The following is a 12737-nucleotide window of genomic DNA, read 5'->3' as shown; positions in this document are numbered from 1 at the left end:
ATAGAAAAATCCTTGTTTTTTCACAAGGATTCCTCTAGGCTACTATTTCAGAAAAATAATCGTTTGTCAACGAGAAATGGATATGTATGCCAAGATTATACATTCCAAACCTTTATCATGATCCAAATGATCAATATCCAAAATGGGATAACAAGTAACAATCCCCAAAAACAGCCTTTAAAAAATCTCATGATGAACACCTCGTTCATCGGCCCTACTTATTTATAACGAGGGCTGAATCAATCTTTCTCTCTTTAAAACCTATACTATTTTGTCATCGCATGTTCTACTTTAATGCAACGATCCATTATTACAGTATAGCCTGTTTCTTGCAAAAGTTTATATGTATCTTCATCTTGTACTCCTAATTGTGCCCAAAAAACATCTGCATCAATCTCTACAAACTCTTTCGCAACATCCATTAAAAATTCTGAACGGCGGAATACATTTACAATGTCCACATGTTCCTTAATATCCTTTAGTGAAGAAACTGCTTTTTCTCCAAGCACCTCATTTACTGTTGGGTTTACTGGAATAATGCGATACCCAGCATCTTGCATTGCTTTTGAAACCATATACGATGTACGTTCTGGCTTATCCGATAATCCAACAACTGCAATCGTTTTGCTTTTCTTTAATACTTCACCAATTTCCGTACGAGTTGGGTTTTCAATTGTCATAATCTATCCCTCCTATTCCTTTAGTATAGCCGATAAAGAAAGTCTCTTTCAATATGAAAGAGACTTTCTTTTATTTCAATTATTGATTCTTTGTAGCTGAATTATCTGCTAAAGTAGCTGTTTTCGTCATTTTTTGACCGTTACGATAGAATGTAACTTCTACTTTCTCGCCTACTTTTTTCTTTTCATATAAATATTTACGGAATTGAAGTGAATTTTCTACTTTTTGATCATCTAATGATACTACAATATCATATTGCTCTAAACCAGCTTTTTCTGCAGGTGATATTGGGTAAATTTTACCTAATACAACGCCGTTTGTTACTTCTTTCGGTACTTTCAATTGATTTACTGCATAAGCTTGCACATCTTCTAATGAAACGACACCTACTCCAAGAGCTGGACGTTTCACCACTCCGTCTTTTTCAAGTGATTCAATAACTGGCTTTGCAATATTAATTGGAATAGCAAATCCAATTCCTTCAACTTCTTGTTGTGCAATTTTACTTGAATTAATCCCAATTATTTCACCATTTTGGTTAAACAACGCACCACCACTATTACCTGGGTTAATTGCTGCATCTGTTTGAATAACTTGAGCATTCCAATCTGCACGCTTATCGCCATCGATATCTACTGGAATTTCACGTTCTTTGCTACTAATAATACCTTCCGTTACACTTCCATCAAACCCTAGTGGGTTACCAATTGCAATCGCTTTTTCACCCGCACGAAGTTTACTTGAATCACCTAAAGTGGCAACTTTATTTACATTAGATCCATCAATTTCTACAACCGCTAAATCTAACCAAGGGTCTTTCCCTACAAGTTTTGCATCTACCTTTTTACCATCACTTAGTTTTACAGCAAGTTTATTTGCTCCATCTACTACATGATTGTTCGTTACAATATACGCTTTATTTCCTGCTTTTTTATAAATAACACCTGATCCTGAGCCAGCTTGTTGTTCTTGGCCTGTCGGTTGCATTGCAAATGGATCAACACTTTGTTGCATATTAATAACACCTACAACAACATCTTTCGCGCCTTCAATCATGCCAGGTAAATCAGTTTCATTTTTTGCTTTATTGACCACAGGAACTACAGTACCTTCAACTTTTGAATCCGAACTGAATGATGATACAACCGCTCCATTATTTTGAGCCCATGGCATATATGGTGCCGCAAAACTAATTGTGACAGCCCCGACTACTGCTCCAACTAAACCTGTGAAAAAATATCCTTTTTTACTACCTGTTTTTTTCATTTCTCTCGTTTCACTATGCTCTTCATTCAAATTCGGTCCGTCGTAATATCCCATGTTTTATTTCCCCTCTCTGGTGAATTCGTACTTTCAGTATAATCACAGTTTGTGTCCTTCTTGTGAACTCATCGTGAAATCCAATTAAAAAAATACTCTTATCTATCATTGTAGACAAGAAAAGTATTTTTTGTACATTCCACCTACAAAAGAGAGTATAAATTTGCTATATCCCAAAGCCAAAGCGCATAGTAATTTAACGGTTATTCTTCAAATTTGTAACCCACTCGAATAACAGTACCGATATGCTTCGCTTTATCTCCTAGCTTATTTCGTAGTTTTTTAATATGAGTATCAACCGTTCGGTCATCACCGTAGTAATCATATCCCCATAACTGATCTAATAAATGTTGACGTGACAACACAATTCCTTTGTTCTCCATTAAATAAACAAGAAGTTCAAATTCCTTATGTGTCAATATAATTTCTTCTCCATCTACTAAAACGGTTCTAGATAGACGATTCACTTCTATTCCAGCTAAAGACATAGCATTTTCTTCCGCTACTCCTACCACACCATCCGCACGTTTCAATAACGTCTTCGCACGAGCTACTAACACTTTCGGGCTGAAAGGTTTCGTTACATACTCATCCGCACCTAATTCGAATCCTAGTAATGTATCATCCTCATCCGAACGTGCTGTCAACATAATGATTGGTACTGCTGATTCTTTTCTAATTCGTCTACAAACAGACCATCCATCTATTTCTGGTAACATTATATCTAACATAATTAAATCAATTTCATGCTCTGCAAATAATTCTAACGCTATTTTTCCGTCTTCTGCTTCGATTACTTCAAAGCCTTCATTACGAAAATAATCACTAACGATTTCACGTAATCTTCTTTCATCTTCAACAAGTAATACTGTTTTATTCATATAATCTATCCCGCCTTTTTACTCTTTCAATCGAATAATACGTTGATTGGAGCTTCCGCGAAATGGAAGTGTTAAATCTTTTTTCTCGATTTCAAATCTTCCATCGACTAAAACATCCCCATAATGTAACAACTCTATCATATCATTATTTTGAGAACTCTGTATCTCTTCTAACGTATAACCTGTATACATCCAAAGATTTTTTTTCAAGTCTTTCACAGCTTTTGCTACTTTTTTCACTTCAGCAGCTTGAAAAAATGGATCTCCACCTGAAAATGTTACATCAGTTAATGAATTACTTGCAATCTCGTTCACAATTTCTTCTACTGTCATTTCAGTTCCATTACAAATATTCCACGATTTCGGATTATGGCAACCGAAACAACGATGCGGACAGCCCGCAAAAAACACGACTGTCCGCAACCCTTCCCCATCTACTACACTATCATGAATGATGTTCATTACTTTCATTTATGCTTCACCCGATCCATCTCTTCACTACGTTTCGCACTATTCCACTTCGACATATCTCCTACAAGATAACCTGTTATACGGCGAATTCTTTCTATATTAGCCTCGTCTCCATTTCCGCAACTTGGACATTCATTACCAATAACTCCGTGATAACTGCAGCATTTACAACGATCAACAGGATGATTAATTGAACCGTACCCAACGCCATGTTCTGCCATCGCTCGTACAATTTGTTTTAACGCCTGTTTGTTATGCATAGCTGCTCCGTCTAGTTCAATGTACGTAATATGTCCCCCGTTACATAGGGCATGGAAAGGTCCTTCTAAACGAATTTTATTTATCGCTTGCATGTTATAATAAACTGGAATATGGAATGAATTCGTATAATAATTATGGTTCGTTATACCGCTAATCACACCAAATTCTTCCCTATCTTTTTTCACAAACTTCCCTGATAACCCTTCCGCAGGAGTTGCAATTACTGAGAAATTCAGTTCATGTTCTTCCGTTGCTTTATCCATTCTATCTCTCATAAAGGAAATGATTTCATACCCGAGTTTCCATGATTCTTCATCTTCTCCATGATGCTTTCCTGTTAAAGCTACTAAGCACTCCGCAAGACCGATAAAACCAAGACTTAACGTCCCTTGCTTTAAAATGGATGCTACAGAATCTTCAGGCTGTAATTTCTCTCCACCGCGCCATACACCTTGTGAATATAAAAATCGAAAATCTCTTGCTCGCTTCGTACATTGATACTCAAATCTCTCTAATAATTGCTTAATTCCTAAATCTAAGTAATAATTTAACGCTTCAAAAAATGCTTCTTTTGAACCACTAATTAACGCTAATTTCACTAAGTTGATAGACGTAAATGATAAATTGCCTCTTCCAATCGCTGTTTCTTCTCCATGTATGTTAGACATAACACGGGTACGACATCCCATATAACATACTTCACTTTCCGGTCGTCCGTCATAATGTACTGCATTAAATGGCGCATCTAAAAATGAAAAGTTAGGGAATAATCGTTCAGCCGTTGTCTCTAACGCTAATTCAAATAAATCATAGTTCGGATCACATTCTTCAAAGTTCACACCTTTTTTCATTTTAAAAATTTGAATTGGAAAAATTGGTGTTTCCCCCTTACCAAGACCAGCTTGTGTCGCTTTTAAAAGCTGTCTAACTAATAACCGTCCCTCTTTTGATGTGTCTGTTCCATAATTAATAGAAATAAACGGTACTTGTCCCCCGCCCCTACTATGCATACTATTTGAATTATGAACGAAAGCTTCACACGCCTGATACGTATCATTTTCGGTTTCTTTCCATGCAAATTCTTCTATTTGTTCTTTCGTAAGCGGATATGACTCTAATCGTTTCTTATGTCTCGCTACTGTTTTTCTCACATATGGAGCTAAATCAATATCAAAGAGTGCAAATGATTGACCACCGTGCTGCATATTTTGATTCGCCTGAAAAATAATAGACGAAAGAGCCAATGCACTTTTAATATCCTGCGGTTGTCTCATATGCCCATGTCCGGTATGAAAACCGTTCGCAAGCATTTGCGCTAACGGAATTTGCGAACAAGTCGTCGTTCCTGTCGCATAAAAATCTAAGTCATGTGGATATAATATATTTTGATTTATCGCTTTTTTCACTTGATCTGACAATAAATTTTCAACTGCATAATATTTCGCACTCTCTGATGCGAACGTTCCCATTACTCCCATCGGAGAGCGACCATCTACATTTGCATTTTCTTGCATTAAATCTTGCTCACTACCGTGGACAATCGTCTCAAACACTCTCATTAATTCTTCTCCACGTACATTTCGTTGTAACATTTATAACCCTCCACCAATATGTTGTTGTCTTTTGATTAAAATGTTACTACATATAGTCTTGGTGTTTCTGTGAGAAATGTAACATTCCTGTGAAATTTTTTTCACGAAATAATGAATTTTTCATTTACAAAAAAGAAATGTGCTCTTTACAAATGTATGGTACAATATACGGGAAAAACTCTTTTTACCCTTTATCAACACATTTGAATAAAGGAGACTGAACTTATGGTTACTACATATCTTTTATTTATCGTTGCCTACTTACTTGGCTCGATTCCATTCGCACTAGTCGTTGGAAAAATCGGCTACGGAATCGATATTCGTGAGCACGGAAGCGGTAATCTAGGCGGAACAAATACATTCCGCACACTAGGGAAAAAAGCAGGTTTTATCGTTACAATTGCTGACATTTTAAAAGGTACATTAGCAACAAGTCTACCGATTATTTTCGGATTAGATGTTCACCCATTATGGTTCGGGTTAGCAGCTGTTCTTGGACATGTGTATCCGATTTTCGCGAAATTCCGTGGTGGTAAAGCTGTTGCAACTTCTGCTGGCGTGCTATTATGCTACTCTCCAGTTGTTTTTGCAATATTAGCTGTTGTCTTTTTTAGCCTTTTATTTACAACAAGATACGTATCACTTTCTTCTATGGTAACAGCCGTCGTTGCTGTTATTGCATCCATTGTTAGCGGGGATAAAATCTTCATTATTGCGATGTGTTTATTAGCAGGTATGGTTATTTATAAACACCGTGCAAATATCGGACGAATTATAAATAAAACTGAACCGAAAGCAAACTTTTCAAAAAAGCAAAAATAAGATCGTAACCCACATAACGCAAAAAGAAAACGTGAAGCATATTAATAGCGTCTTTTTGCGTTATTTTTTATACTAAAGAAAAAGCAACATAATTTGGAGGAACTATACATGAATCTTTCCGTAACAAAAGAAGCAGCACAATGGTATAAAAACGAATTAAACTTACAATCGGGTGAAACACTACGCCTTTTCGTACAATACGGCGGTTGCAGTACTGTGCAAAAAGGACTTTCTTTAGGTATTCGTAAAGATGATCCTGCACATCCTGCTGTTCAAACTCAAGAAGAAGGTATTAACTTCTTTATTGAAGGCGACGATGAGTGGTTCTTCGATGGACATAATTTAGCTGTTACATTTAACGACGGTGATGATTTCCCGCAATTTAATTATGAAAAATAAAAAAGCGTGGCTTCTGCCACGCTTTTTTATTTTTTCTTAATTTCCTCATATTTCGCATACCACTCTGGATATAACTTTTTAAATGATACGGGCCTGAACCCTTCTTTTTTCGCGCAAATATTCGTCGTACTTGCAGTAATACAAAGTTCACCTTCACCGTTATATATTTCATAACCATATACAACGCGAAGCGGACTAACAGTATCAATCCACGTTTTCACAATTGCTTTTTCTCCGTAACGCATCGCTTTACGATATGAAATTTGCAAGTCTAACACAGGAGAAATAATTCCCTCTTTCTCCATTTCAACATATGAAAATCCTAAATCTTGTATAAGTTTCGTGCGACCTAGTTCAAGCCACACCAAATAGTTTGAATGGTAAACAACACCCATTTGATCTGTTTCCGCATAACGGATTTCAACTTCATGTTCTGCTACAAACATATGTATTCGCCTTCTTTCACTTCTGCTGCCTTGCATACATTTAATCATAATACAGTGACATCAAAAATAAAATAAAAACAGTGAATCTTTTACTGAAAGGAGCAAGCATATGATTCAAATTGTAACTGTTCGTAGCGGTGATAGCGTATATAGCTTGGCATCAAAGTATGGATCAACACCTGACGAAATAGTAAAGGACAATGGACTAAATCCAGCTGAAACACTCGTTGTAGGTCAGGCACTGATCGTTAATACGAAAGGGAATAATTATTATGTACAGCCTGGCGATAGCCTATATCGAATCTCTCAAACATATAACGTACCTCTCGCTAGTTTAGCTAAGGTTAATAACTTATCTTTAAAATCCATTCTCCATGTTGGACAGCAATTATATATACCAAAAGGGACAAAACGCGCAGTAGAATCCATCGCTTATTTACAACCTTCAACAATACCAATAAAAGAAAGTTTGGTTAACGCTACGCGTGCCATTAATCCATTTTTAACATATTTGGCTTACTTCAGTTTCGAGGCAAAAAGAGATGGTACATTAAAAGAACCAACTGAAACAGCTAAAATCGCTAATATTGCAACGCAAGGTAATACCATCCCTATGCTCGTTATTACAAATATTGAAAATGGAAATTTCAGTGCCGATCTGACATCGGTTATTTTACGCGATGCAACGATTCAAAACAAATTTATTACTAACATTTTGCAAACAGCTGAAAAATATGGCATGCGAGACATTCATTTTGATTTCGAGAGTGTGGCACCTGAAGATCGTGAAGCGTATAATCGTTTTTTACGAACTGTAAAAACACGCTTACCTAGCGGGTACACATTGAGTACAACGCTTGTACCGAAAACAAGTTCAAATCAAAAGGGCAAATTTTTCGAAGCTCACGATTATAAGGCACAAGGACAAATTGTTGATTTCGTCGTCATTATGACATACGACTGGGGTTGGCAAGGTGGTCCACCGATGGCTATTTCTCCTATCGGTCCTGTAAAAGAAGTACTTCAATACGCAAAATCTCAAATGCCTCCACAAAAAATTATGATGGGGCAAAACTTATACGGATTCGATTGGAAACTTCCGTTCAAACAAGGTAACCCGCCTGCAAAAGCAATTAGCTCTGTCGCAGCTGTTGCACTAGCTCGTAAATACAATGTTCCTATCCGCTATGATTTCACAGCTCAAGCTCCTCATTTTAATTACTTTGACGAAAACGGCGTACAACACGAAGTTTGGTTTGAAGATTCACGGTCTGTTCAAAGCAAATTCAATTTAATGAAAGAACAAGGTATAGGCGGTATTAGTTACTGGAAGATTGGCTTACCATTCCCGCAAAATTGGCGTTTACTCGTTGAAAATTTTACGATTACGAAAAAGGGCTGACATAAGTCAGCCCTTTTTGACTATTAAAAATCCGTCACAAAAAGAAGAATGACAACATTCTCCCTTTTTAACCGTTATCAACAATCGGTTGTTTGCCTGTTTGGTCTTGCATTTGCTTTCCTTTATTGCCACCAGCTTTTTTTGATTGTGTTCCAATATGATTCGGTGCAAAGTCTTTTGAATTCTTTTTCGGATTACCCATTACTATCGCCTCCTTAACACTAGTATCGTACTAGTGTTAAGAATTATTCAGCTTGCTTAAAAAGTTGCATTTCATAACGTTTTTCAATACGCTCTTCAATGCGATCGATTGCATCACGATCACTTAATAATTGTTGTTTATTTTCTTTCACAAGTTCGTCAAATGATTTACGGCGACTTCTTCTCATGCTGTTCACCCTCTCTCCTTCACATTCTTACTATACATAGTATGAGCAAATGAAAAACTCTTTAATCAGATTTGCAAGAAAATTTTATGTTTTAGTACTCCTAAAAAAACTCCGTGTACAACTTCTTGTACACGGAGTTTTTTATACCATTATATTTAAATATTCTTTTAACTTTTCATCTGCATTCATTTCACTTTGTTTATACTCACTTAGCGCTTGCAGTACGAAATCATACTGTCCTAAAATATAACTTTCTAATTTCAGGACATCCTCTAAGCTATTAAGCATAATTCTCGTATTACCAACTTCACTTTTTAACGCCGGTTCACAATTTAAACTCGTACATATTTCTTTCACATCATCTTCTAATATCTCTGTTAATACGTATTTCTTTCGCCCTTTTACTTTTACTCTCATAACTGGATAAAAAGCTTTTATATCTAAATAGCTTCCTACATTCATACAACGAATCCATTCGATATCACGTTTATTTCGTACAAGTATCTTTTTTACTGCTTCATATACTGCTGTTTCATCAAGTACTTCTGTATTCGATTTCCTGTTTGTTTCTTCTTCAATAGATGCACATTTTTGATAAACAGCTGCACAAGTAATACAATCATCAAATGCATTATGAGAACTTAAACGAATGCCAAGCATTCGCTTTAACGTTTCAAGTTTATGATTAGGTGCGCGCTTCATATATTTCTTCGCTAAAAACACAGTATCAATCACTTTATTTTGAGGTTCAGGCAGCCCAAGCATATTTACATTACTTTTTAAAAAACGCATATCAAAAGATGCATTATGAGCGACAATAACATTTGTATGTAAAAATGCTAAAAATAAAGGTAATACTTCTTCAATCGTCGGTGCATCTGAAACACGATAATTTGTAATACCTGTTAAACTCGTTATTCGGTCCGGAATTGAACGCTCTGGATTCACATAGGAAACAAATTGATCTACTAGTTCATGATTACGATATTTCACTGCTGCTACTTGAATAATTTTATCATTATAAGGGTTAAATCCTGTTGTTTCAAAATCAATTACAACATAATCTAACGGTAAGGATATATTCCCCACTCCAAACACTCCTTTACCTCTAAACGTTTATATTTCTTTTATCATAACATGCTGCTATCACTACGTGAAAAAGAAAAGGCAGAAATGGTAACTTTCCACCTCTACCTTTTCACCGTTATTTTAATTTAGCAATCCGTTTCTCCATCTCTTTTTGCGTCATCGGTCCAATAAACTTATCTTGAATGACACCTTTCGTATCTATAAAATACGAAGTTGGAATCGTAATTACTTTATACGCTGTTGTCACATCAATGTTCTTGTCCAATAAAATAGGAAAAGTAATTCCTTTTTCTTTCGCAAAATTGCTTACCTTTTCTACTCCCCCACCCTTTTCTGAAGGCGTATAATTTATTGCTAAAATTTCTACATTTTCTTTATGTTCTTTATAGAAAGCCTCCATATCCGGCATTTCTTGCTGGCAAGGTCCACACCACGTTGCCCAAAAGTTTAAAATCACTTTCTTTCCTTTCAAATCTGATAACTTTACATTCGTTCCATCTAACTTCGTTAATTCAAAGTTTGGCGCACTCTTCCCTATTTCGATACCATTACTTGCAATCATCTCTTTCATAGCAGCTTCACTTTTTTCTTGCTCCCCTTGTACCGCCTGATCTTTTTTACCAAACTGTTCATAAGCTGCATATCCCGCTAAACAAAGTAACACTACAATAATCGTAAGCTTCCGCCACATTTTATATCACCCTAACGTATTTATCTTCTTATTAACCTAATTACCCAAATACTATATACCTTATTTTAGCTTATACGGACAAGCTTGGAAATATTCACAGTCAAAATAATTAGAATATTCTTATTTAAAGTGAAATTTTTTCCTTTTTATCATATAATTAGAAAAACAGATGACGTGTTTCCTATCTCCTTATGGACCCATTCACCTTTTTACTTTCTTATATAACCTTCAACAAAAGGGGGATTGTTTATGAATTCATTCGAAAAAATAACATTATATATTCTTAGTTTTCTTTTATACCCAATCGGCATTATTACATGGATCATTTCACTCTTTAGTAAAGACCTTGAAAAAAAGAAAGTAGGGCGTATTTGTCTCTACGTCTCTCTAGTCTCATTCGTCCTTTTCTTAATTCTCGGAATTGCAACTTTCCTTATGACTGCTACTTTTAACGTTGATCTGAATCACTCCGAATCGATCGAGTATCAAATAAATGACGCTGAATAAAGATAAGAACAGTGCTCTTATCTTTATTCATATCTCTGTAAAAACGAATGACTATTTATTAATTTTTCAGGACTTCCACATGCCACAATACTGCCTTCTCTCATTATGACAACAAGATCTGCTAGTATCGCTTTCTCTACATCATGTGTTGCCACAATTCGCGTTACATCTCTTCCTAATCCTTCTATCATATTCCAAACAGTTTCTTGATTGCTCGGATCTAATCCTGCAGTTGGTTCATCTAAAATAATAAGATTCGGATTTGAACCAATTGCTCGCAATAATGCAAAACGTTTTCTTTCTCCTCCCGAAAATTCTTCACCACTTTTATGTAGTACAGTTTGAATCCCTTCCGATAAATCTCTAATTATCGGCTTCACATTTACAAGTTCAATATTTTTTTCTAACTGGTTTTCTAAGCACTTTTCCTCGAAATACATATTCTCTTTTACTGTCGTCCGAAAGAAACGAGGTTCTTGCCACACTGTAGTCATACGAGCCTCATCACCATAATAAACAATGTTACCATTAGATGGTTTATACAACCCTGTCATTAATTTTAAAAGCGTTGTTTTTCCTGCGCCACTTTCCCCTACAATAATAACGAGTTCACCTGGATTAATTTGCAAATCAATATTATGAATTCTGCATTTCTCTTCATCATTCTCCTGAAATGAAACATTTGTTACTGTCATCCCCATCGCTCTTTCTAGATTACTATTTGCCACTCGTTTATCTAAAAAGGAAAAAACTCTATTTGCCGAAGCAACTGCAACTTGTGTCATCATTAATAAATCGCCCACGTAGCGGACTGGAAAAAAGAGCATTTCAATTGTGGCTAATACTGCAACAATCGAGCCAACTTCCATTTCCCCTTTCATTATTTTCTGCGCGCCTATAATGAGAACAACGATATATGCTCCTGTTTCAATCACTGTTCCAACTACTCCAATGCAGTGTTGCATCATCGTCTTCTTTACTTCCGATTTATAAGACTGTGCCGTTACTCCCTTAAATAAGCGAATGGCCCATTTTTCTTTTTGCAAACTCCGTAAATCTTGTGCTCCTTTTACAAACTGTGACACCATCTCTACAACACTTGATTGATTGTTTTGAGCAATGCTTGCAATATTTCTTACCTTTTTCCCCATCACCATCGGAACCGTTGCACTAAAAAATAAAAACGGAGTTACCCACAATATGAACTGTATATCTATATGTTGTAGTGCTATGAACGCACCTATAAATTGTGCAATGGCGTGTATATATTCTATTAATATGGACCCATATAATCTGATCCAGTTTGGAATATCAGACACAACTAACGTCTCTAACTCACCTTGTTTAATTTTCTCACTCTCTTCAAACGGTAATGAGAAGAAATGACGCAATACATCTATACGCTTCTCTCTTAATATTCGCTGACTCGCTTTTGAACTTACATAATCAAATGAAAGATTGTTCACCCACATCAACAAGCGGCTAGCTGCAAACAAAGTAATGTAAAGATACGCCTCCTTTAACTCTCGTTGAATAAGGTTATCTACAATTAATCCCATGAATAGTGGACGAGATAAATTTAAAATAGCAGCAAAGCATCCACTACATACAGCTGCTATTACTAATAATTTTTCTTTCTGTAACGGTAACAATATTCTTTTATATTCTTTCATGATGTTCCCTCCATTTTTATAGTAAAAAGAAAGGGATGAAACCAAATGGTTTCATCCCTTTCCATAAAATAAGGAAGCTAACAGTTGTTAGCTTCCTTATCGTTCATTTCAAT

The 12737-nt window shown here is 35.8% G+C and carries 15 protein-coding genes; 4 read left to right on the top strand and 11 right to left on the bottom strand.

The features are described from left to right. Positions 1-266: 266 nt before the first annotated feature. The 5 genes from FS802_RS24985 to FS802_RS24965 form a co-directional block, all read right to left on the bottom strand. Positions 267-680 carry a CoA-binding protein gene (locus FS802_RS24985; RefSeq protein ID WP_000151395.1) on the bottom strand — a complete coding sequence of 138 codons (414 nt, stop codon included), beginning with the start codon at positions 678-680 and terminating at the stop codon, positions 267-269. A gap of 79 nt (positions 681-759) precedes the next feature. Then, positions 760-2001, bottom strand: coding sequence for a S1C family serine protease (locus FS802_RS24980; RefSeq protein ID WP_000542628.1), 1242 nt, complete (start codon positions 1999-2001; stop codon positions 760-762). A 203-nt stretch (positions 2002-2204) separates the two neighbouring features. Further along, positions 2205-2882 (bottom strand): response regulator transcription factor, encoded by a 678-nt coding sequence (locus tag FS802_RS24975; protein ID WP_001044675.1) that lies wholly within the window; start codon positions 2880-2882, stop codon positions 2205-2207. Between the two features lie 18 nt (positions 2883-2900). Then, positions 2901-3353, bottom strand: a complete 453-nt coding sequence (gene nrdG / locus FS802_RS24970; RefSeq protein ID WP_000867068.1) for an anaerobic ribonucleoside-triphosphate reductase activating protein — start codon at positions 3351-3353, stop codon at positions 2901-2903. Beyond that, positions 3350-5206: an anaerobic ribonucleoside triphosphate reductase gene (locus tag FS802_RS24965; protein WP_098654624.1), complete on the bottom strand. Its 1857-nt coding sequence runs from the start codon at positions 5204-5206 to the stop codon at positions 3350-3352. Before FS802_RS24965 ends, nrdG begins: the two co-directional genes overlap by 4 nt. Positions 5207-5431: 225 nt before the next feature. On the opposite strand from FS802_RS24965, the gene plsY reads away from it, so the two are divergent. Together plsY and FS802_RS24955 are read left to right on the top strand one after the other, a co-directional pair. Continuing rightward, a complete protein-coding gene (gene plsY, locus FS802_RS24960; RefSeq protein ID WP_000258967.1) occupies positions 5432-6028 on the top strand; it encodes a glycerol-3-phosphate 1-O-acyltransferase PlsY in 597 nt (198 codons plus the stop codon). 108 nt (positions 6029-6136) lie between these two features. Then, complete coding sequence (locus tag FS802_RS24955; protein WP_001054448.1) at positions 6137-6427, top strand: HesB/YadR/YfhF family protein; 291 nt, start codon at positions 6137-6139, stop codon at positions 6425-6427. A gap of 26 nt (positions 6428-6453) precedes the next feature. Here FS802_RS24955 and FS802_RS24950 read toward each other — a convergent pair whose 3' ends face one another. Beyond that, on the bottom strand, positions 6454-6873 hold the full coding sequence (locus FS802_RS24950) for an acyl-CoA thioesterase (RefSeq protein WP_000495804.1): 420 nt from the start codon (positions 6871-6873) through the stop codon (positions 6454-6456). A 109-nt stretch (positions 6874-6982) separates the two neighbouring features. Between FS802_RS24950 and FS802_RS24945 the strand changes: the two genes are divergently transcribed. Next, positions 6983-8275 (top strand): glycoside hydrolase family 18 protein, encoded by a 1293-nt coding sequence (locus tag FS802_RS24945; protein WP_000614842.1) that lies wholly within the window; start codon positions 6983-6985, stop codon positions 8273-8275. A 67-nt stretch (positions 8276-8342) separates the two neighbouring features. On the opposite strand, the gene sspN is transcribed toward FS802_RS24945, so the two are convergent. The 4 genes from sspN to FS802_RS24925 all read right to left on the bottom strand — a co-directional run bounded on the left by sspN (position 8343) and on the right by FS802_RS24925 (position 10444). Then, a complete protein-coding gene (sspN, locus tag FS802_RS24940) occupies positions 8343-8477 on the bottom strand; it encodes an acid-soluble spore protein SspN (RefSeq protein WP_000527987.1) in 135 nt (44 codons plus the stop codon). A gap of 43 nt (positions 8478-8520) precedes the next feature. Further along, positions 8521-8664, bottom strand: coding sequence for an FbpB family small basic protein (locus FS802_RS24935; RefSeq protein WP_001254698.1), 144 nt, complete (start codon positions 8662-8664; stop codon positions 8521-8523). 141 nt (positions 8665-8805) lie between these two features. After that, positions 8806-9753 (bottom strand): 3'-5' exonuclease, encoded by a 948-nt coding sequence (locus FS802_RS24930; protein ID WP_098654623.1) that lies wholly within the window; start codon positions 9751-9753, stop codon positions 8806-8808. A 115-nt stretch (positions 9754-9868) separates the two neighbouring features. Continuing rightward, entirely contained in the window at positions 9869-10444 is a 576-nt protein-coding gene (locus FS802_RS24925) for a TlpA family protein disulfide reductase (RefSeq protein WP_000269060.1), read from the bottom strand. A gap of 249 nt (positions 10445-10693) precedes the next feature. Here FS802_RS24925 and FS802_RS24920 point away from each other — a divergent pair, with 249 nt between their 5' ends. After that, a complete protein-coding gene (locus FS802_RS24920; protein ID WP_001083871.1) occupies positions 10694-10951 on the top strand; it encodes a hypothetical protein in 258 nt (85 codons plus the stop codon). A gap of 23 nt (positions 10952-10974) precedes the next feature. Here the strand turns inward: FS802_RS24920 and FS802_RS24915 are convergent, their stop codons facing one another. Then, positions 10975-12624, bottom strand: coding sequence for an ABC transporter ATP-binding protein (locus FS802_RS24915; protein ID WP_141546025.1), 1650 nt, complete (start codon positions 12622-12624; stop codon positions 10975-10977). Positions 12625-12737: the final 113 nt, after the last annotated feature.

It is taken from the genome of Bacillus sp. DE0042 (assembly GCF_007680225.1).
Taxonomy (GTDB): domain Bacteria; phylum Bacillota; class Bacilli; order Bacillales; family Bacillaceae_G; genus Bacillus_A; species Bacillus_A wiedmannii.
This window is presented reverse-complemented; position numbering and strand designations above follow the sequence as displayed.